This is a genomic window from Aquimarina intermedia (genome assembly GCF_008124785.1).
Classification (GTDB): Bacteria; Bacteroidota; Bacteroidia; order Flavobacteriales; family Flavobacteriaceae; genus Aquimarina; species Aquimarina intermedia.
The window spans coordinates 68,276-88,457 of the sequence record NZ_VNHU01000002.1 but is presented as its reverse complement, the minus strand read 5'-3'; the positions used below and the strand labels follow the sequence as shown (position 1 = coordinate 88,457).

The window sequence follows — 20,182 nt, the reverse complement described above, 5'->3', positions numbered from 1 at the left end:
AATGAACATTCAAAATGCCCAAAAAATAGTAGACGAGTGGATCAATACGCACGGAGTACGTTATTTCAATGAGTTGACTAACATGGCACAACTTACTGAAGAGGTAGGAGAAGTAGCGAGAATTATAGCACGCCGATACGGAGAGCAAAGTGAAAAAGAAAGCGATAAGAACAAAGATCTGGGAGAAGAATTAGCAGATGTACTTTTTGTAGTATTATGCTTGGCAAATCAAACAGGTGTTGATCTTCAAGAAGCTTTTGATAAAAAGTTGGCGATTAAAACTGAAAGAGATCACGATCGTCATCAGAATAATAAAAAATTAAAATAATGTTCAAGACTATACTTTCTTCTAGATCCTATTGGAAATCGGTAACACTACTTGCAATAGGTTTTATAGTGCTTTTTAGTTTAATAGAATTAATTATGCAGTATCAAGGTTTTAATTTTTCAGCTTTTGTAACTGAACGGATTAACGAAGGCAAGTGGCTGCGCTACGCCCTATCCAGAGTAATAGGTGGGCTTATGTATGGGATGATTTTGGGATATCATTTTGAATCCAGAAAGCTTAAAAAGAAACGTAAATAATGAAATTAAATTTAGCCCAACTAGATACTATTCTTAGTCGTGAACTTAAGATCACAGGTTCTAAGAGTGAAACCAACCGTTCCCTCTTATTGCAAGCTTTTTACCCTGAATTACTGCTTCGAAATGTTTCAAATAGCGACGATGCTAATACCATGCGAGAAGCGCTGGCAAAAGGTAGCGGTGTTATCGATGTGCATCACGCAGGAACAGCGATGCGTTTTTTGACTGCGTATTTTGCAGTGAAACCGGGAGTGGACGTTATTTTAACAGGTAGCGAAAGAATGCAACAGCGTCCTATCAAAATACTGGTAGATGCACTTAGAACCATTGGATGCCAGATCGAATATTTGAAAGAAGAAGGATATCCGCCACTCAAAATCCAAGGCGTGGTACCAGTAGAGAATAGCGTTTCTCTCAAGGCAAATGTAAGTAGTCAATACATTTCTGCTTTAATGCTTATTGGATCCTCCCTGACAGCAGGGTTAACAATTCACCTTGAAGGAGAAGTCACCTCAATACCATATATCAATATGACTAAGCAATTGCTGTGTCAAATTGGGATTGAAACAAAATTTGATGGGAATCAAATTTCTATAAATCCTCAAACAAAGGTAGCATCACAAACAATTACAATAGAATCGGATTGGAGTTCTGCATCATATTTCTATAGTATGATGGCTTTATCGAATGACGGTGAAGTAACGTTGAGTTTTTACAAAAAAGAAAGCTATCAGGGAGATGCTAGATTAGCTACTATTTATAAAAACTTTGGTGTAGAAACTCTATTTAAAAATGATACAATAACGCTCAAAAAAAAGTTAAAGACGGTGGATAACATCGTGCTCAATCTAGTGGATGCTCCTGATATTGCACAAACGATAGCAGTAACCTGTTTCGGTTTAGGGATTTCCTGTAACCTGAAAGGTCTTCATACCTTAAAAATTAAAGAAACGGATCGCTTACTTGCACTTAAAACAGAACTTGAAAAACTGGGAGGCAAAGTTCATATTACAGAAGATGCTCTTTTCCTGGAATCTTCAAGTCATATTCAACCCGATATAACTATAGAAACTTATAACGATCATCGTATGGCTTTAGCATTTGCGCCTTTAGCGCTAAAAACAAGCTTGAGTATCAACGATGCAGACGTAGTGACTAAGTCATATCCTGATTTTTGGAATGATCTTGAAAGGTTGGGCTTCAAATTTAGTTGATTTCAAAATAAGTGTCGATTTACTTGACATCGCCTGTCCGTAGATCGTATATTTGCACCCTCAAAAAATATATAGAATGAAGTTATCACATTTCAATTTTAATCTTCCGCCAGAGTTATTAGCCGAATATCCTGCAGAAAATAGAGACGAATCTCGTCTTATGGTTCTCAATCGTAAAGAACAGACTATTGAACACAAACAGTTCAAAGATCTTATCGATTATTTTGAGCCTAATGATGTTATGGTACTTAATAACACAAAGGTTTTTCCTGCAAGATTATATGGTAATAAGGAAAAAACCGGAGCGAGAATTGAAGTGTTTTTACTTAGAGAACTTAACCCGGAAACACGTCTTTGGGATGTGTTAGTGGATCCGGCGCGTAAAATCCGTATCGGAAACAAATTATACTTTGGCGATGATGAAAGTCTAGTGGCAGAGGTTATTGATAACACTACTTCTAGAGGTAGAACGCTACGTTTTCTATATGATGGTTCTTATGATGAATTCAGACAAAAGCTTACAGACCTGGGAGAAACTCCTTTACCAAAATATATTAAAAGAGAGGCTGAGCCAGATGATATAGATCGATATCAAACTATCTACGCAAAAAACGAAGGAGCTGTTGCTGCTCCTACTGCAGGATTGCATTTTTCTAAACATCTTATGAAACGTTTAGAAATTAAGGGTGTTGATTTTGCTGAGGTAACCTTACATGTTGGTTTAGGGACATTCAATCCGGTTGAGGTTGAGGATCTTTCTAAGCACAAAATGGATAGTGAAGAAGCCTATATTAATTCAAAAACTACCGAAGTAATTAACAAAGGGATTGCGAACAAAAGAAGAATTTGTGCCGTAGGAACGACTGTAATGAGAGCTTTGGAAAGCTCTGTCTCTTCTGAGCATACACTTAATGAATTTCAAGGGTGGACCAATAAGTTTATTTTCCCTCCATATGATTTCAGCATTGCTAACTGTATGATTACTAATTTTCATACACCAAAATCTACTTTATTGATGATGGTTTCTGCTTTTGCGGGACACGATTTTATGAAAAAGGCGTATGAAGAAGCCGTTAAGGAGAAATATAAATTTTACTCCTATGGTGATGCAATGTTGATTATATAACATGGTCATCAATATGTTACATATTACAAGACTCTGCTTTATGCCTGCATAAAGTGGGGTTTTTGCTATCTTAAAATTACCTAAATTGTTTATACCATTACACGCTAATAGATACTTTGTGTTGAGAATCCACGTTTTAAATATTAGTAGTATACATGCCCCCTAATTTAAAATGACTTATGAAAAATTTATTTTTAATTCTTTTTGGAGCAATTTCGTTAACCTCATTTAGCCAGACTAAGGTCGGAGAGGTTTATTTTAATGACATTGATACGTTTGAAGGAGCAGAATTGATGCTAAATGGAGCAGGTGAACGAGAGCGTTTGTATGCTTTAGGTTTATACTTAGATTTTGAGGTCGAAGGAGTAGAGGACGGATTAAGGGTTGCTAATAAGGATGCCGATATGGCTATATCCATAAAGGTAATAACCAGTACAGTTGCCGGAGCCGAAATAAAAGAAATGTTACGCAATGGTCTTGAACGTGCAACAGACGGCAATAGTTATCTTTTAGAAAATGAAATTAGAGATTTTATCAATCTTTTGCCAAATGACATCAATAAATATGATATCTTCAAAGTAGTTTATAAAAAGGGCGGTAACTTGTCTTTATATAGGAACAAAGATAAACTGGGGCAGGTTAATAGTCTTAAGTTTAAGAAAGCTTTCTTTAAAATATGGTTGGGTGAAAATCCGGTTGACGAGAAGTTGAAGGAGGATGTTTTAGCATCGTATACGCCCAATCCAATTTTAGGTCGATGGAAAACTTATGATAAGGAAACCGGTGTAGCAATTAAGATCGTTCAATTGTATATGATCGAAAACAAAATTTTTGGATCTATTCAGCGTATGCTGCGTCAATCAGAGAGAGATGCCGTTTGTTATCAATGTAAAGGTGATGACAAAAATCAAAATGTAGAAGGCTTGGTTATTATGAAACGCTTGAAGCATGCGAAGGATTTTAAATATGAGAACGGAAAATTCACAGATATAAGAACTGGAGAAGTTTCTGATTGCGATATATGGATAGATGAAGAAGAAATGGACGTGCTCAATGTCAAGTATAAAGGTGGTGGAGGTGCCCATCAGTGGAAGCGTGTCAAAGAAGACGAGTAATATATTGACAGTAAGTAACTACAATTCGTATAATTAGTAGGTTTTACAGTGTAAATCTTTACAAATAGCTATAATGAAGGAGAAGAAAAAGGATATAAGAGCATTGAGTAAAGAAGAACTTCAGGCGTTTTTCGTGTCACAGGGAGATAAATCGTTCAGAGGTAGTCAGGTATATGAGTGGTTATGGAATAAAGGCGCACATGATTTTGAAGCGATGACGAATATATCCAAAGAAACACGTCAGATGTTGGAGGATAATTTTGTAATCAATCATATTTCTGTAGATCAAATACAACGCAGTTCTGATGGTACGATCAAAAATGCTGTAAAATTACACGATGGATTGGTCGTAGAATCGGTGCTAATTCCAACACCTACCCGCACTACTGCCTGCGTTTCCTCACAAGTTGGATGTAGTCTGGATTGCAAATTTTGTGCAACCGCAAGGCTTAAACGAATGCGAAATCTTAATCCGGACGAAATTTATGATCAAGTCAAGGCTATTGATGATGAAAGTCGGTTGTATCATCAGCGCCCGTTATCCAATATAGTTTTTATGGGGATGGGAGAGCCATTGATGAATTATAATAATGTACTTAAGGCAATAGACAAAATCACGTCTCCCGAAGGTCTGGGGATGTCCCCCAAACGCATTACCGTATCTACATCCGGAGTGCCAAAGATGATCAAAAAGATGGCAGATGATGAAGTCAGATTTAAGCTGGCGGTATCCTTGCACTCTGCAATTGATGAGGTACGTACGTCAATTATGCCTTTTAATACGAATTTTCCACTCAAAGATTTAAAAGAAGCTCTTATTTATTGGTATGAGAAGACTAAGAGTAGAATTACTTATGAATATGTGGTTTGGGAAGGAATTAATGACAAAAAAGCAGACATCGATGCGTTGGTTCAATTTTGCAGTTATGTTCCTTGTAAAGTAAATTTGATAGAATATAATCCGATAGATGACGGTATGTTTCAGCAAGCGTCCGAACAAGCTACGGAGAATTACATTCGTGCTTTAGAGGCCAGAGGTATCGTCGTAAATGTCAGAAGAAGCAGGGGTAAAGATATTGATGCGGCATGCGGTCAATTAGCCAACAAGCAATAATTTCTCTCTTTTTTTACTAGCTCAAATCAGAGTGGCTTTCCTATCGTGGTGCGCAGCGCACTATAATTATTAAATTCCTATTACGTGCAAAAACTATTTGTGCTATCTTCGCAAGACTAAGCAAATAGAAGTAAGTATTTCGTATTGAAAGTTGTTGAACAAATAAAACTCCCGATAGTTGATGAAATGGAACTTTTTGAACAGAAGTTCTCTCAATCAATGACCTCCAAAGTTGCCTTATTAAATAGAATAACGCATTACATTGTTAATCGTAAAGGTAAGCAAATGCGTCCAATGTTCGTTTTTTTAGTCGCTAAGATGGTTTCAGGTGGGTCTGTAAACGAACGAACTTATCGAGGGGCCTCGGTAATCGAACTTATTCATACAGCGACCTTGGTACACGATGATGTAGTAGATGATTCGAATCGTCGTCGTGGTTTCTTTTCAATTAATGCCTTGTGGAAAAATAAAATAGCTGTACTGGTAGGAGATTACTTACTATCAAAAGGGCTATTACTTTCTATTGATAACGGCGATTTTGATTTATTAAAAATCATCTCGGTCGCTGTAAGAGAAATGAGTGAAGGAGAACTTTTACAAATAGAAAAAGCACGTAATTTAGATATTACTGAAGCTATCTATTATGAAATTATAAGGCAAAAGACCGCTACACTTATTGCCGCTTGCTGTAGTTTAGGTGCATGCTCGGTGGCTCCGGACTCTGATTCTGTTGAGAAAATGAGGCTGTTTGGTGAATTAATAGGGATGGCTTTTCAAATAAAAGATGACTTATTTGATTATGGAGATACTGCTATAGGTAAGCCAACAGGCATTGATATTAAAGAACAAAAAATGACACTTCCTCTAATCTATACGCTTAATACTTGTTCTCAGGAAAAGAAAAAGTGGTTGATTAATTCGATTAAAAATCATAATAAAAATAAACAGCGGGTTAAAGAAGTGATTGATTATGTTAAGCTTAGCGGAGGCCTCAATTATGCCGTAAAAATAATGAACGAGTTTAAAATAAAGGCATTAGATATCTTGTCAGAGTATGAGGATTCCCAATACAAACAATCACTGATATTAATGGTTAATTATGTGATCGATCGCAAAAAATAATGGCACCTGTTTCAAAGACTTAATGAAGATGAAGTATAAGGTTATGATCATCACGCTTAGCGTTGTGATGAGTTTTATAAATGTATTGCAGGCACAAGAAAAGGAAGTATTCATTTTAAGACCTGAAGTAAAATTTGATCAACGAACCTCCAGTGGATTGTTTCTTGCTGCGGGTCTAAATACTTTTAGCGATAAATCGGAATCATATAATGACACGGATTTTGAATTATACGGAAGCCGTTTTTTTGAATTTGGTTGGTTGTGGACAACTCGAGTGTTTAAAAATAGTAATGTGTTAAGATTACGGTATGGGATTTCTTATCAATCTAACGGTGTTAGAAGCAAAAACGATCAAATTTTCGTGTATGACGGAGAACAAACGCTATTGAGCATCTCAGATAAATCGCTGTCCAAGTCCAAATTCAGAGTTGATAATCTCACTATACCTTTTTATCTTGAAGTTGGACCTTCAAAAGACAAAACAAGCCGCACAAGTATTAATTTTGACACATCAGGACGTTTTAAGTTAGGGATTGGTGGTTTTGTCGGAGCAACCATTAATACGATGCAAAAAATAAAGTATGAAACTGATGAAGGAGATAAAAAGTACAAATTGAAGAATGATTTAGAAGTAAAGCGTTTTGTTTACGGTATTGGAACGTATATAGGATTTGGAAGTATATCGCTTTATGGAAAGTATGATTTTTCTTCGGTTTTTGAGAAATCCATACCCGAGTATTACAACGTATCGCTAGGTTTGCGTTATGATATGTAAAGAGCCTCCCAATATTGTAATGCTATAATTAAAAAGAATTCATAATTTTAAATTTCCAAAAGGAGTTATTTAATGATTCATAAAGCTACCATAGATGCTGTTTTTGAAACCGCTCGGTTAGAAGAGGTTATTGGTGATTTTGTTCAGTTAAAAAAATCAGGCAGTAACTTTAAGGGTTTGAGTCCGTTTAGTGATGAGCGAACGCCTTCTTTTATGGTCTCTCCGGTAAAACAAATTTGGAAAGATTTTTCAAGCGGAAAAGGAGGGAATGTAGTTGCGTTCTTGATGGAACATGAGCATTTTACGTATCCTGAGGCGATAAAGTATTTAGCTAAAAAATACAATATCGAGATTGAAGAAACTCAGCAAACCGATGAGCAAAAAGAGCAGGCAAATGAACGGGAAAGCATGTACCTGGTTAGCGAGTATGCAAATACTTTTTTTCAAAATTCATTGCATAAAACTGAGCAAGGCAAAGCTATTGGGCTAACTTATTATAAAGAAAGAGGGTTTACCGATGCTACCATCAAAAAATTTAATTTAGGGTATTCTCCTGACACATGGGATGCGCTTACCAGTCAAGCGATACGCAAGGGGTATCAACTTAAGTTTCTAGAGAGCACAGGACTTGCTATTGTTAAAGATAATAAACAATTCGATAGATTTAAAGGACGGGTAATGTTCCCTATTCAATCCATGTCTGGTCGGGTTTTAGGATTTGGAGGTAGAATACTTACAAATGATAAAAAGGCAGCCAAATATTTGAACTCCCCGGAGAGTGATATTTATCATAAAAGTAAGGTGCTGTATGGTATTTATCATGCGAAACAAACAATCGCCAAGGAGGATAACTGCTATTTGGTTGAAGGGTATACAGATGTAATTCAGTTGTATCAATCTGGAATTACCAATGTTGTTTCTTCATCCGGTACGGCGCTAACGTCAGATCAAATTCGTTTAATTAATAGACTTACCAAAAATATTACCGTGCTTTTTGATGGTGATGCAGCAGGGATGCGCGCATCTATTCGAGGAATTGATTTGATTTTGGAACAGGGAATGAATGTAAAAGTATGTACATTTCCTGATGGCGAAGATCCTGATAGTTTTGCTAGAAAAAACACCTTAGAAGATATTCAGCAGTACCTGAAGGAAAACACTCAGGATTTTATACGTTTTAAAGCCTCTATACTACAGGAAGACACCCAGAATGATCCCATTAAGAAAGCCGAGGTCGTACGGGATATGGTTGCTAGTATTTCTAAGATTCCGGATGTTATAAAACGTGAAATCTACGTGCAGGAATGTTCACGTATAATGGATATTTCTGAAGAAGTATTATTTAATGCTTTAGCGCAACTTCGAGGAGCAGCAGAACAAAAGACCACGAGTAAAAAGGGTGATAGTGCTGGCGGTTCGATGCAGGTAGTTAAGCCTGAGGTAAAAGAAAAAACCAAGGTCAATCAGCAATATGAACTCGAGCGTAAGGTCATCGAAATTTTACTTCTCTATGGTAGCAAGGAAGAAGAGTTTGAAGATCTTATTCTTAAAGAAAATGAAGCGGGTGAACTTGTAATGGAGCCAGAAGTCTATACGAGTAAGGTGTTTGAGAAGATCTTTCTGGATCTTCAGGATGATGAAATCGAATTTACACAAGAGAATTTCAGAAAAACGTATTCAGTACTCATCGATCACCTCAATCAAGTAGATGATTTTCAAATTGACACATTTATAAATACAATTCCACCTGAAATTACACCTGAAATTACGGAGATTATCATGAATGAAGAGCGTTATGCGCTGGCACGATGGATTGATCAGGAAATTCATGTGAAACAGAAGCTTCACAGTGTGTCACAATACGTAAGTGATATTATTCTTAATCTAAGACGCTTCCTCATAGAGCAAAAGATAGCAGAATTATCACAAACTATAAAAGAAAGTGAAGAACAAACGCAAAATCATGAGATCATGCAGGATATTATCGATTATATTGGGTTAAGAAAGATGTTGTCACAAAAATTAAATCGAGTCATTTAACTTATATGCAATAAGCGAGATTGATGGATCAAATCTGCCAGATTATCTACCTTTAGTTTTTTGAGTAAGCGTGTTTTGTATGTGCTTACCGTTTTTTCATTAATAGCAAGCGTGCTTGCTATATCTTTATTTCTTTTACCTGACGAGAGTAGGTTGAGGACTTCGATTTCACGAGAAGATAATTTCTTATACTTTACAACCATGTTGTTATCATTGGTCGTGCCATTGGCAAGTTGTTGAGTTAGGGTATCGTTTAAATAAATCCCACCTCTTGCTACGCGCTCCACAGCTTTTTTCAAAATTTTTGTAGAGACCGTTTTAGACAAGTATGCTGAAGCTCCGGCTTTAATAGCACTTAAAGCATACATTTCTTCTGGATGAGAACTAAAAATAATCACCTTTAGCTTAGTGAACTCCTTTTTAATGGTTCTCAACGCCATGATTCCATTAATCTGAGGTAAGTCTAACTCCATGATGAGTACATCAGGAGATTTCTCCTTTAAAAGTTCATAAAGCTCATTACCGTTGCTAACCTTACCAACGATATCATAACTTTCAGAATTACGCAAAAGCGATACGATTCCTTTTCGTGTTATGGGGTGATGGTCTGCTATGAGTACGGTAGTCATTCTTTTATAGTATTGAAGAGGTTACACTAATTATTTCGTCAATATCTCAATAAATGCTATATTGATTGTAGCAAAATTACTAAGATATCAGTGTTGTAATCCTCTTTTTACTATATTCTCGATGAAATTGTATTTATTTAAGACCAACGGGTATTTTACACACCGGTATCGGGTTCATTTTATGTTGGTTTACCGTATTTCGTTTCAAAAAGATCTCAAATACTTCTTTTTCTCTTCCTGTAAAATCAGATGTTGATTTTCCTTCATCTTTCATTTTCATAGCCCATTCAAGTTCATCATAGGTTGCACCTATCTGGTCTTCGTCACTTCGACTGTCACCAAAAAGTCCGTCTGTAGGAGCTGCCTCAATAATTGAGGAAGGTACTTGGAGTGCGGCTGCCAATTCATACACTTCACTTTTCAATAAATCTGCTATTGGACTCAAGTCCACGCCACCATCGCCATATTTTGTGAAAAAGCCAACACCAAAATCCTCTACTTTGTTTCCGGTTCCTGCAACTAGATATTTATGAATTCCTGCAAAGTAATAGAGAGATGTCATTCGTAATCTGGCACGTGTATTGGCGAGAGCCATATCTGACGTTGGGTCAGCTTCTTGTTCGGGTGCTGCAGATTTAAAAGCTTCAAAAACAGGTGTTAGATTCATTTCAACATTCGTAACATTGGCAAATCTTTTTTGCAATTGATCGATATGCTCCCGGCCTCTACTGATCTGATTAGGTGCTTGATGGATAGGCATTTCAACACAGAGCAACCGTAAGCCTGTTTTAGCACATAGGGATGAAGTAACCGCACTGTCGATACCACCACTAATACCGATTACAAAACCTTCCATATTCGCTTTTGTAGCATAATCCTTTAACCAATTAACGATGTGATCAATAACTTTTTCAGTTTGCATAGTTGTTTTTTTTAGAATCTATACGCGTATCTTTGCGTGGATAAAATTAATAAAAAAAGATGGCGTTGTATAGTGGTATGGTGTATTTATATAAAAGAGACAATATGGCTCATATCTGTATTAAATCGATAATACTTTCATTAATATTCATCTTTCTTGCGGGTTGTAATAAAGAGGATAAATTAGAAAAAGAAATTGCTGAAATTCCGGTTACAATAACTATAGAACGTTTTGATAAGGCTTTTTCCAAAGTGGATCAAAAAACACTGCCGGCATTAAAACAGCAATATCCTTTTTTGTTTCCAGAAAAGTATCAGGATAGTTTTTGGATTCAAAAGGTAGCGGATACTCTGCAAATTGAATTAGCAAATCAGGTAGCAAAAAAGTATCCTGATCTAAGTACTCTGAAAATCAAATTGGAGGGATTATTGCAACATGCCAAATATTATTTTCCTGAAATTACAGAGCCTCGTGTTATTACCATAACCAATGATGTTGATTATCATAATAAGATAATCTTGGCTGATGATCTATTACTCATTGCTTTGGATACTTATTTGGGTAAGGACCATTATTTTTATGAAAGCATTCAGGAGTATATTCGGCGTAATTTCAAATCAGATCAAATCATTCCTGATATTGCTACAGTTTATGCAAAACAGTTAGTGAGTTTATCAAAAAGCAGAACGTTTTTATCGAATCTGGTATATTACGGTAAAGTTCAGTACTTGATAGACTTGTTTCTTCCCAAATATGAGGAGTATACCAAACTCGGGTATAGTCCTGAGCAATTGGAGTGGGTGCGAGTGAATGAAGAACAAATTTGGCGTTATTTCATTGACAAAGAAACATTATACAGTACAGATGCCGACTTGTCACCCAGATTTTTATATCCGGCCCCTTTTTCTAAATTTGACCTTGAAGAAATTGATAAAGAAGCTCCAGATCGTATTGGGAGGTATATAGGTTGGCGAATAGTCGCTTCATATATGGAGAATAACAACGTATCTTTGCGGCAATTGTTAATGATGGATGCAGAAACAATTTTTAATAAATCAAAATACAAACCAAGAAACTAATGTCAGTTACAAAAAAGTCAGAAATAAAGATTTCCATTGAATTAGACGAAAATAAAGTACCCGAAAAACTATATTGGACTGCTCCCGATGGAGGAATCGTCAATGAGGAAACCAAGGCGGTTTTGCTTTCCGTTTGGGATAGCGCGCATCAAGAAAGTCTTCGCATCGATTTATGGACCAAGGATATGCCGATTGACGAAATGAAGGTGTTTTTTCACCAGACGCTAGTATCGATGAGTGATACTTTTAATAGAGCAACACAAGATGAAAAGATGACTGCAACGATGAAGGACTTTTGTGATTATTTTGCCGAGAAACTTGAAATCAAACAAAAATAATAACACCAACGCTTTTCTTATGTAGAAAATTGTTCATTTAGTTCGGTAATATAAGCTAATACCTCTTCTTTGCCCATCCCGGATGAAGAGGAGGTTATGAAATAATTAGGCATTTCTTCCCAGTACTCCAGCATTTCTTTGGTGTAGCTTTCAATTTGCTTGGATAATTTGTTTTCTGATAACTTATCGCCTTTGGTAAAAATGATAGAAAACGGAATTTGATTTTCACCCAGCCACTGCATGAATTCTAAATCAATTTTTTGAGGTTCATGACGACAATCAACCAATACAAATGCAGTAATTAATTGTTCTCTTTTGCTAAAATACGCTGTGATAAATTTTTGGAAAACTTTTTTTGCAGATTTTGATACACGCGCATATCCATACCCGGGTAAATCAACCAAAAACCAATTTTTATTAATCAAAAAATGATTGATAAGTTGCGTCTTCCCAGGTCTCCCCGAGGTTTTAGCGAGACTCTTTCGGTCAGTAAGCATGTTGATCAACGACGATTTACCAACATTTGATCTGCCAATAAAGGCATATTCTGGCAAATTATCTTTAGGACACTTTGCGACATTGCTGTTACTGATTACAAATTCTGCGCTCGTAATTTTCATAAAGACAGGATCTTAAAATTTACGTTCCTGAAGCCAGGTATGTAGTAGGGTGTTGAACTTTTCTGGATGTTCCATCATAGCTGCGTGACCACATTTATCAATCCAATAAAGATCAGAATCTGGGAGTAACTTGTTAAAATCGTCAGCAACTTCTGGTGGCGTAACATTGTCATCCTTACCCCAGATAATACAAGTAGGCGTATGCATATGAGGCAAATCTTTAGCCATATTATGACGGATTGCACTTTTTGCAATAGCTAAAGTTCTAATAAGTTTATTGCGATCATTCACCGTAGCATATACTTCGTCAACGATCTCTTTGGTTGCTATTTCAGGGTCATAAAATACATTTTCGGCTTTTGCTTTGATGTATTCATAGTCACCGCGTTTAGGATAGCTTTCACCCATAGCACTTTCATATAAGCCGGAACTTCCTGTAATAACTAAAGCTTTTATCTTTTCAGGAAACATTTTAGTGCAAAGTAAACCAATATGACCACCCAATGAATTCCCTAAAAGGATTACTTCGTCATAGCCTAAATGATCAATAAATTCTTTTAGATATTTTGCAAACGTCCCTACGCTTGTTTTAATAAGAGGCATGGTGTATAAGGGTAATTCGGGTATCAAAACTTTGTAACCATGCTGTGGAAAATATGTGCCAACACCGTCAAAGTTGCTCAATCCCCCCATTAGTCCATGTAAAATAACGATTGGAGTACCTTCACCTAACTCAAGATAACTGAATTTTCCGTCTTGTTTTAATTTATGCGTCATTAATACTTCTTACGAGGATTAGAAGCAAATATAGCATTTTCATTAATAGTTTAAAGATTTTTTACAAATACTACATAACGATTTTTTTCAGGACTCTAAATGTCAGCTCTGAATTACATGATTCCAAGAAAAATCAAGGATTTACCTAGTGTGTTGATAGACAAATTCTTAAAAAAATCAAGTTCAAATTTTAACGTTCAAAAGAGATAACTTATTAACAATGTGGTAGATTGTGGTAAAAAGTGGTAATATTTTCAATATATTTGAATTATTAAACAAAAATAAAGACTTGGTGGTAAACCTGATTGGGACATATGAGTGCAAAGCAGATGCTAAAGGGCGTCTGATGTTGCCTGTTGCTTTTAAAAAGCAATTGTCTCCGGTCCTACAAGAAGGTTTTGTGCTTAAACGTTCTGTTTTTCAATCATGTTTGGAATTATATCCAATGGCAGAATGGAATGTTTTAATGGCAAAAATTAATAAGTTGAATCGATTCAAGAAAAAAAACAACGATTTTATCAGAAGGTTTACTGCCGGCGTTAAAATTATTGAAATCGATGCAACCGGTAGACTTTTGATACCAAAAGATTTAATTGGTTTTGCAGGTATTAAAAAAGAGTTGGTGCTTTCATCGGCGGTGAATATCGTAGAGATATGGGATAAAGATCAATATGAAAAAGCTATTGATGATGCAGCTGATGATTTTGCTGATTTGGCCGAAGAAGTAATGGGATTTGAAGATGAAACAGATGGAATATCATAATCCAGTATTATTAAAAGAAACTGTGGCTGGTTTAGCTATCAAGCCTGACGGGGTGTATGTGGATGTTACCTTCGGTGGTGGGGGCCATTCAAGAGAGATATTGTCAAGGTTGGGTCCTGAGGGTAAACTGTACGCTTTTGATCAGGATGCTGATGCATTAGAGAATGCAATTGACGATCCTAGATTTACTCTTATAAATGAGAATTTTAGGTTTATCAAGCGTTTTCTGCGATTGTATGGAGTGAAAAAAGTTGATGGTATTTTAGGGGATTTCGGAGTTTCATCGCATCAGTTTGATGTTGCCGAACGTGGTTTTTCAACACGTTTTGAAGCTGATCTCGATATGCGTATGAATCAAGGAAGTGAATTGTCAGCATATCATGTGGTAAATGAATATGAAGAAGAAGCGTTGCGTAACGTATTTTATGAGTATGGAGAGTTAAGGGCTGCGCCAAAACTGGCAAAAGCGATCGTAACCGCCAGACAGGATGAGAAAATAAAGACTAGTGAAACCTTAAAAGATGTTTTGCGTCCGTTTTTAGTAAAACATAAAGAGCATAAGTTGCTTGCTCAGATTTATCAGGCAATACGTATTGAGGTGAATCAAGAGATAGAAGTTTTAAAAGAGTTTCTATTGCAAACGGAGGGTTTACTTGATGCAGGAGGTAGGATTAGTTTAATATCCTATCATTCCTTAGAAGATCGTTTGGTTAAACGGTATATAAGAAGCGGACTTTTTGAAGGTGAGCCGGAAAAGGATTTGTATGGTAATGTTTCTGTTCCTTTCAAAAAAGTGGGGGGCTTGATTGTTCCGTCGGATAAGGAGATAAAAGAAAATAGTAGGGCGCGTAGTGCAAAACTTCGTGTAGCAACGAGGCTATGAAGTAAATGATGAAGTATTATGAAGCAAACTTTGTATGATATATTGAAAGGGAAGTTTTTGATAGCGGATGACGCTATCAAAAACTGGAGGATGCTTTTGTTTCTCTCTTTTCTGGCAATTATTATGATTGCAAGCTCTCATAACGCAGAAAGTAAAGTGCATCAAATAGCCAAGTTAAATGATGAGGTTAGAGAATTGAGAACACAGTTTGTAGACGGTCGTACCGAATTGATGCAGCTTAAAATGGAGTCTTCGGTCATTGATAAGATGACGAGAATCGGCATAAAAGAACCTAAGAATCCACCTAAAAAAATTATTGTAAAACGTTCAGAATAAATTGGCAATCAAAGAGAAAAACATATTAAACCGTTTGTATGTCATCGCCGGACTGATGCTGGTTTTTGCTATAGTAATTATGGTAAAACTGGTGAATATTCAGTTTGTTGAAGGGGATCTATATCGTCAAAAAGCACAAGAACGCGTGTTTAAGACATTTGATATTCCAGCCAATAGAGGGAATTTGTATGATAGTAAAGGAAATTTACTCGCCACCTCAGTGCCTAAATATGATATACGATTTGATGCGGTAACTGTAAAGGATAAAGATTTTAGAACTTACATTAAGCCATTAACGCAAGCACTTGCAAAAGAATTTGGGCAATCCCCGGAGTATTACAACCGTTTGTTGCGCAAAGCAAGAGCGAATAAAAACAGGTATGTTCTTGTCAAAAGAAATCTGGGCTACTCGCAATATATGAGGGTAAAGCAATTTCCGCTTTTTGAATTTGGTTCTAATAGGGGAGGAATTATTGTAGAGCAACGTACAGTGCGTGAACATCCAATAGGGAAAATTGCTGAGCGAACTGTAGGTTATGAGCGTAGGGATGCACAGGGGTACTATACCCGTGTAGGGTTAGAGGGAGCTTACGGACCCTATCTAAGAGGTAAAGAAGGGAAGAGAAAGAAGCAAAAAATAGCTAAAAATCAATGGAAGCCTATTGGTGATGCTAATGAAGTTGAACCTTTGGACGGGTATGATGTGATTTCAACAATTGATGTGAATATACAAGATATCACTCATCATGCGTTGTTGGCTCAACTAGAAGCGTTTGAGGCAGAACATGGTACGGTTGTCGTAATGGAAACAAAAACGGGCGAGGTTAAGGCTATATCAAATTTAGGCAGAACACGTGCAGGAAAATATTATGAGAAACTTAATTATGCAGTTGGAGAATCTCATGAACCAGGTTCTACGTTTAAATTAATGACTCTTGTAGCTGCGTTAGAAGACAAGGTTATTGACTCTAGTTATGCTGTAGATACTGAAAATGGCCGTGTAAAATTTTACGACCGTACCGTCAAAGATTCTAAGTGGGGTGGTTACGGCATTATTTCGGCAGCGAGAGCTTTTGAGCTTTCATCAAATACAGCTTTTGCAAAGATTATAGATGAAAAGTACCGGGACAATCCTCATAAATTTGTAAACCGCTTAATCAATATGGGATTGGATAAAGATTTAGGGTTGTCGATTAAGGGCGAAGGGCAACCTAAAATTCCGTACCCTGGGGATGATGATTGGTATGGGACGACACTACCTTGGATGGCGCATGGCTATGGAGTTGCAATGACTCCCTTGCAGGTGCTGTCTTTTTACAACGCGATCGCAAACGATGGTGAAATGGTAAAACCCAGATTTATAAAGGAAGTCCGTGCCTGGGATAAAACGAAAGAGCGCTTTGATAAACAGGTGCTCAATCCGGCAATCTGTTCAAAAGAAACCGCCAAGATTGCGCAGGAGATGATGAAGAATGTGGTGTTGCGAGGCACAGCAGACAATATAAAAACGACCAATTTTACCATAGCAGGCAAGACAGGAACTTGTTGGGGGAACTATGGTAAAGATAAAGAACGGGAGTATATCGCTTCTTTTGCAGGGTATTTTCCTGCTGATAATCCGATGTACTCATGTATAGTGGTGATCCATAAGCCTAATAAATCAAAGGGGTACTATGGTAATACGGTCGCCGCTCCTGTATTTAAGGCTATTGCAACAAAAATTTATAACGATATACCTACGATTGACGAAGTTTCCCCGCTAGTTACCGAAAGTAACTCGGTAAGAAAAAGCTTTGAAGAGTATTATAGTACTGCCCAAAAATATAAAACGATCATGCCTAATGTTAAAGGCATGTCAGCAATGGATGTGATCTCTTTGTTAGAAAATATGGGGTTACGTGTAGAGTTAAAAGGTTTAGGGAAAGTCCGGGAACAAAGTATAGCTCCTGGGACTAAAATAGAAAAAGAACAAACTATCAGATTGGTGTTATCATGATGCAGTTAAAAGACATATTATATAAAGTTGCTATCGATACGGTGGCAGGTGATACCGGGTGCGATATTCAAAAAATTGAATTTGATTCACGTGCAGTTGGTAAGGATGATCTTTTTGTAGCAATACAAGGTGTGCAATTTGATGGGCATGATTATATTGACAAAGCAATTGCATCTGGAGCGATCGCTGTAGTTTGTGAAAGGTTGCCTGAGGTGAGAGAGCAGAATATCACCTATGTAAAGGTGGAAAACACTCATGTAGCATTAGCAATAATGAGCTCTAATTATTACGGGAATCCTTCTGCAAATCTCAAATTGGTTGGTGTCACGGGCACGAATGGTAAAACTACCATAGCAACCCTTTTATATCAATTATTTAAAAAAGCCGGGTTCAAAGTCGGTTTGTTGTCTACCGTAAATATAATGGTCGATGCTACGGTCTATAAAGCTACACATACAACACCTGATTCTGTTACGCTCAATAAGTATTTGAAACTTATGAATGAGGAGGGTGTGGAGTTCTGTTTCATGGAAGTTAGTTCACACGGAATCCATCAAAAAAGAATTGAGGGACTGACCTTTGCAGGGGGGGTTTTTACTAATCTATCGCATGATCATTTAGATTACCATAATACCTTCAAAGAATATCGTGACGTAAAGAAGGAGTTTTTTGATGCATTACCGTCATCCGCATTTGCATTGGTGAACAAAGATGATAAGAACGGTATGTTCATGTTACAAAATAGCAAGGCTAAAGCATACAGTTACGCATTAAAGAGTTATGCAGACTATCGGGGTCAAATTCTGGAAAATAGTTTAGGTGGGTTATTACTTAAACTTAATGACCATGAAGTCTGGAGTAAATTAATAGGAAGTTTTAATGCGTATAATGTATTAGCAATTTATGCTACCGCTACCTTGTTAGGGCTGGAACAATTAGAAGTACTTCAGTTAGTGAGCACACTGGAAAGTGTTGCAGGCAGGTTTCAATACATAATTTCCGAAGGTAAAGTGACGGCAGTTGTGGACTACGCGCATACCCCAGACGCTTTGAAAAACGTACTAGAGACCATTAATGATATACGAACCAAAAATGAGACTTTGATAACCGTTGTGGGCTGTGGTGGAGATCGTGATGTGACCAAACGCCCTGTGATGGGAGCAATAGCTGCGCAATTAAGTGATAAGGTTGTGTTTACGAGTGATAATCCAAGAACCGAAGATCCGGATGTTATAATAAAGGATATCGAGTCTGGAGTTGCGCCTCAGGACTATAAAAAAACGCTCGCTATTACCAGTAGATTGCAAGCAATTAAGACGGCGTGTCAATTGGCAAATGCAGAGGATATTATTTTAATTGCCGGAAAAGGGCACGAGACCTATCAGGAGATCAATCATGAACGTACAGATTTTGATGATTTGAAAATAGTAACTGATGAATTAAAGAAAGTAGGAAAATAAACCCCAAAACTTCCTCATTAGTCATAGAGGATTAAACGACGAATTATGTTATACTATCTTTTCGAATATTTAGAAAGTGAGTACCAGTTTCCTGGTGCAACTTTGTTTCAGTTTCTAACATTCAGAGCAGCGATGGCTATCATTTTATCTCTATTGATTTCTACTATTTATGGAAAGCGAATTATACGGTTTTTGCAGCGTAGACAAATGGGAGAGAGTATTCGCGAACTAGGTTTAGAAGGTCAAATGGAAAAAGCAGGGACACCGACAATGGGAGGTCTTATTATTATAATGGCAACGCTTGTTCCCGTACTATTAATTGCAAAATTGGATAATATTTATGTGATTTTATTGATTGTTACCACGGTATGGATGGGGATAATTGGTTTTACCGATGATTATCTTAAAATCAAACGTAAGGATAAAGAAGGATTAGCAGGTAAATTCAAGGTTATTGGTCAAGTGGGATTGGGCTTGATCGTAGGTTGTACTATGTATTTTCATAATGATATTACTGTAAAAGAAGAAATTACAAAACCTGGTATTGAGGAGGTTGTAGCTGTCGGAAAAGATACGCCAGAATTTGAGCCGGCGCAAAAATCTACCAAAACTACAATTCCTTTTTTTAAAAATAATGAATTTGATTATGCTGATTTAATTACTTGGATTAGTCCTGATTTAGCCAAATATGCCTGGCTGATCTTTATACCGTTTGTGATTTTTATTATTACAGCCGTGTCAAATGGCGCTAACCTAACCGATGGTATTGACGGTTTAGCCGCGGGTTCTTCGGCAATTATTGTGTTAACTCTGGCGCTTTTTGCATGGGTTTCAGGGAACATAATTTTTTCTGATTACCTCAATGTAATGTATATCCCAAACTCGGGAGAAATGACAGTTTTTATCACAGCATTTGCAGGAGCACTTGTTGGGTTTTTGTGGTACAATACTTATCCTGCACAAGTATTTATGGGTGATACGGGCAGTTTGACCATTGGAGGAATTATTGCAGTATTGGCAATTGCTACACGTAAAGAGTTTTTAATACCTGTGCTTTGCGGAATTTTCTTTATTGAAACATTATCTGTAATGATGCAAGTAGGATGGTTCAAGTATACCAAAAAGAAGTTTGGTGATGGAAGAAGAATCTTTTTAATGTCTCCATTGCATCATCATTATCAGAAACGTGGTATTCATGAAAGCAAAATAGTTGCTCGCTTCTGGATTATTGGTATTTTTTTGGCGATTCTCACTGTGGTAACGTTAAAAGTGAGGTAACGGGTAATAG

The 20,182-nt window shown here is 36.8% G+C and carries 21 protein-coding genes; 17 read left to right on the top strand and 4 right to left on the bottom strand.

What is annotated here, in order from left to right:
- The first annotated feature begins 1 nt into the window (after position 1).
- The 9 genes from BD809_RS03125 (at position 2) to dnaG (ending at position 9,091) form a co-directional block, all read left to right on the top strand.
- Positions 2-328 (top strand): nucleotide pyrophosphohydrolase, encoded by a 327-nt coding sequence (locus tag BD809_RS03125; RefSeq protein ID WP_148781502.1) that lies wholly within the window; start codon positions 2-4, stop codon positions 326-328.
- Positions 328-585: a hypothetical protein gene (locus tag BD809_RS03120; protein ID WP_148781501.1), complete on the top strand. Its 258-nt coding sequence runs from the start codon at positions 328-330 to the stop codon at positions 583-585. The genes BD809_RS03125 and BD809_RS03120 overlap by 1 nt, the downstream gene beginning before the upstream one ends.
- Positions 585-1,799 carry a 3-phosphoshikimate 1-carboxyvinyltransferase gene (locus BD809_RS03115; RefSeq protein WP_148781500.1) on the top strand — a complete coding sequence of 405 codons (1,215 nt, stop codon included), beginning with the start codon at positions 585-587 and terminating at the stop codon, positions 1,797-1,799. Before BD809_RS03120 ends, BD809_RS03115 begins: the two co-directional genes overlap by 1 nt.
- A 76-nt stretch (positions 1,800-1,875) precedes the next feature.
- Positions 1,876-2,925: a tRNA preQ1(34) S-adenosylmethionine ribosyltransferase-isomerase QueA gene (queA, locus tag BD809_RS03110; protein ID WP_148781499.1), complete on the top strand. Its 1,050-nt coding sequence runs from the start codon at positions 1,876-1,878 to the stop codon at positions 2,923-2,925.
- Between the two features lie 179 nt (positions 2,926-3,104).
- Positions 3,105-4,040, top strand: a complete 936-nt coding sequence (locus BD809_RS03105; RefSeq protein ID WP_148781498.1) for a chalcone isomerase family protein — start codon at positions 3,105-3,107, stop codon at positions 4,038-4,040.
- 73 nt (positions 4,041-4,113) lie between these two features.
- The gene (gene rlmN / locus BD809_RS03100) at positions 4,114-5,154 is read left to right on the top strand and encodes a 23S rRNA (adenine(2503)-C(2))-methyltransferase RlmN (RefSeq protein WP_148781497.1); all 1,041 of its coding nucleotides are present in this window, start codon (positions 4,114-4,116) and stop codon (positions 5,152-5,154) included.
- A 144-nt stretch (positions 5,155-5,298) separates the two neighbouring features.
- The gene (locus tag BD809_RS03095) at positions 5,299-6,276 is read left to right on the top strand and encodes a polyprenyl synthetase family protein (protein WP_148781496.1); all 978 of its coding nucleotides are present in this window, start codon (positions 5,299-5,301) and stop codon (positions 6,274-6,276) included.
- A gap of 28 nt (positions 6,277-6,304) precedes the next feature.
- Positions 6,305-7,051 carry a hypothetical protein gene (locus BD809_RS03090; protein ID WP_148781495.1) on the top strand — a complete coding sequence of 249 codons (747 nt, stop codon included), beginning with the start codon at positions 6,305-6,307 and terminating at the stop codon, positions 7,049-7,051.
- Positions 7,052-7,123: 72 nt separating this feature from the next.
- Positions 7,124-9,091 (top strand): DNA primase, encoded by a 1,968-nt coding sequence (dnaG, locus tag BD809_RS03085; RefSeq protein ID WP_148781494.1) that lies wholly within the window; start codon positions 7,124-7,126, stop codon positions 9,089-9,091.
- Here dnaG and BD809_RS03080 read toward each other — a convergent pair.
- Together BD809_RS03080 and nadE are read right to left on the bottom strand one after the other, a co-directional pair.
- Positions 9,088-9,720 (bottom strand): response regulator, encoded by a 633-nt coding sequence (locus BD809_RS03080; RefSeq protein ID WP_148781493.1) that lies wholly within the window; start codon positions 9,718-9,720, stop codon positions 9,088-9,090. The two genes, dnaG and BD809_RS03080, sit on opposite strands and share 4 nt — an antisense overlap.
- 133 nt (positions 9,721-9,853) lie before the next feature.
- A complete protein-coding gene (nadE, locus tag BD809_RS03075; RefSeq protein WP_148781492.1) occupies positions 9,854-10,642 on the bottom strand; it encodes an NAD(+) synthase in 789 nt (262 codons plus the stop codon).
- A 104-nt stretch (positions 10,643-10,746) separates the two neighbouring features.
- Between nadE and gldB the strand changes: the two genes are divergently transcribed.
- Together gldB and gldC are read left to right on the top strand one after the other, a co-directional pair.
- Positions 10,747-11,721, top strand: a complete 975-nt coding sequence (gldB, locus tag BD809_RS03070) for a gliding motility lipoprotein GldB (RefSeq protein WP_148781919.1) — start codon at positions 10,747-10,749, stop codon at positions 11,719-11,721.
- Positions 11,721-12,059 (top strand): gliding motility protein GldC, encoded by a 339-nt coding sequence (gene gldC / locus BD809_RS03065; RefSeq protein WP_148781491.1) that lies wholly within the window; start codon positions 11,721-11,723, stop codon positions 12,057-12,059. Before gldB ends, gldC begins: the two co-directional genes overlap by 1 nt.
- Positions 12,060-12,076: 17 nt before the next feature.
- Here gldC and yihA read toward each other — a convergent pair whose 3' ends face one another.
- Together yihA and BD809_RS03055 are read right to left on the bottom strand one after the other, a co-directional pair.
- A complete protein-coding gene (gene yihA, locus BD809_RS03060; RefSeq protein WP_148781490.1) occupies positions 12,077-12,679 on the bottom strand; it encodes a ribosome biogenesis GTP-binding protein YihA/YsxC in 603 nt (200 codons plus the stop codon).
- Between the two features lie 12 nt (positions 12,680-12,691).
- Positions 12,692-13,456: an alpha/beta fold hydrolase gene (locus BD809_RS03055; RefSeq protein WP_148781489.1), complete on the bottom strand. Its 765-nt coding sequence runs from the start codon at positions 13,454-13,456 to the stop codon at positions 12,692-12,694.
- A 292-nt stretch (positions 13,457-13,748) separates the two neighbouring features.
- On the opposite strand from BD809_RS03055, the gene mraZ reads away from it, so the two are divergent.
- Genes mraZ through mraY form a run of 6 tightly spaced genes read left to right on the top strand, consistent with a single transcriptional unit; the run spans position 13,749 to position 20,172 of the window.
- On the top strand, positions 13,749-14,219 hold the full coding sequence (gene mraZ / locus BD809_RS03050; protein WP_148781488.1) for a division/cell wall cluster transcriptional repressor MraZ: 471 nt from the start codon (positions 13,749-13,751) through the stop codon (positions 14,217-14,219).
- The gene (rsmH, locus tag BD809_RS03045; protein ID WP_148781918.1) at positions 14,206-15,102 is read left to right on the top strand and encodes a 16S rRNA (cytosine(1402)-N(4))-methyltransferase RsmH; all 897 of its coding nucleotides are present in this window, start codon (positions 14,206-14,208) and stop codon (positions 15,100-15,102) included. The genes mraZ and rsmH overlap by 14 nt, the downstream gene beginning before the upstream one ends.
- Positions 15,103-15,120: 18 nt before the next feature.
- Positions 15,121-15,438, top strand: a complete 318-nt coding sequence (locus tag BD809_RS03040; RefSeq protein ID WP_148781487.1) for an FtsL-like putative cell division protein — start codon at positions 15,121-15,123, stop codon at positions 15,436-15,438.
- A 1-nt stretch (position 15,439) separates the two neighbouring features.
- Entirely contained in the window at positions 15,440-17,434 is a 1,995-nt protein-coding gene (locus tag BD809_RS03035; RefSeq protein ID WP_170251740.1) for a penicillin-binding protein, read from the top strand.
- A complete protein-coding gene (locus BD809_RS03030; RefSeq protein WP_148781486.1) occupies positions 17,431-18,894 on the top strand; it encodes a UDP-N-acetylmuramoyl-L-alanyl-D-glutamate--2,6-diaminopimelate ligase in 1,464 nt (487 codons plus the stop codon). Before BD809_RS03035 ends, BD809_RS03030 begins: the two co-directional genes overlap by 4 nt.
- 45 nt (positions 18,895-18,939) lie before the next feature.
- Positions 18,940-20,172 (top strand): phospho-N-acetylmuramoyl-pentapeptide-transferase, encoded by a 1,233-nt coding sequence (gene mraY, locus BD809_RS03025; protein ID WP_148781485.1) that lies wholly within the window; start codon positions 18,940-18,942, stop codon positions 20,170-20,172.
- Positions 20,173-20,182: the final 10 nt, after the last annotated feature.

Excerpts from the sequence above, each read along its gene's own strand:
- queA (WP_148781499.1), top strand. The coding sequence starts at position 1,876 with ATGAAGTTATCACATTTCAATTTTAATCTTCCGCCAGAGTTATTAGCC.
- mraY (WP_148781485.1), top strand. The coding sequence starts at position 18,940 with ATGTTATACTATCTTTTCGAATATTTAGAAAGTGAGTACCAGTTTCCT.
- BD809_RS03090 (WP_148781495.1), top strand. The coding sequence starts at position 6,305 with ATGAAGTATAAGGTTATGATCATCACGCTTAGCGTTGTGATGAGTTTT.
- yihA (WP_148781490.1), bottom strand. The coding sequence starts at position 12,679 with ATGAAAATTACGAGCGCAGAATTTGTAATCAGTAACAGCAATGTCGCA.
- BD809_RS03115 (WP_148781500.1), top strand. The coding sequence starts at position 585 with ATGAAATTAAATTTAGCCCAACTAGATACTATTCTTAGTCGTGAACTT.
- rlmN (WP_148781497.1), top strand. The coding sequence starts at position 4,114 with ATGAAGGAGAAGAAAAAGGATATAAGAGCATTGAGTAAAGAAGAACTT.
- nadE (WP_148781492.1), bottom strand. The coding sequence starts at position 10,642 with ATGCAAACTGAAAAAGTTATTGATCACATCGTTAATTGGTTAAAGGAT.
- BD809_RS03105 (WP_148781498.1), top strand. The coding sequence starts at position 3,105 with ATGAAAAATTTATTTTTAATTCTTTTTGGAGCAATTTCGTTAACCTCA.
- BD809_RS03040 (WP_148781487.1), top strand. The coding sequence starts at position 15,121 with ATGAAGCAAACTTTGTATGATATATTGAAAGGGAAGTTTTTGATAGCG.
- rsmH (WP_148781918.1), top strand. The coding sequence starts at position 14,206 with ATGGAATATCATAATCCAGTATTATTAAAAGAAACTGTGGCTGGTTTA.
- gldB (WP_148781919.1), top strand. The coding sequence starts at position 10,747 with ATGGCTCATATCTGTATTAAATCGATAATACTTTCATTAATATTCATC.
- BD809_RS03080 (WP_148781493.1), bottom strand. The coding sequence starts at position 9,720 with ATGACTACCGTACTCATAGCAGACCATCACCCCATAACACGAAAAGGA.
- BD809_RS03120 (WP_148781501.1), top strand. The coding sequence starts at position 328 with ATGTTCAAGACTATACTTTCTTCTAGATCCTATTGGAAATCGGTAACA.
- BD809_RS03030 (WP_148781486.1), top strand. The coding sequence starts at position 17,431 with ATGATGCAGTTAAAAGACATATTATATAAAGTTGCTATCGATACGGTG.
- dnaG (WP_148781494.1), top strand. The coding sequence starts at position 7,124 with ATGATTCATAAAGCTACCATAGATGCTGTTTTTGAAACCGCTCGGTTA.
- gldC (WP_148781491.1), top strand. The coding sequence starts at position 11,721 with ATGTCAGTTACAAAAAAGTCAGAAATAAAGATTTCCATTGAATTAGAC.
- BD809_RS03055 (WP_148781489.1), bottom strand. The coding sequence starts at position 13,456 with ATGACGCATAAATTAAAACAAGACGGAAAATTCAGTTATCTTGAGTTA.
- BD809_RS03125 (WP_148781502.1), top strand. The coding sequence starts at position 2 with ATGAACATTCAAAATGCCCAAAAAATAGTAGACGAGTGGATCAATACG.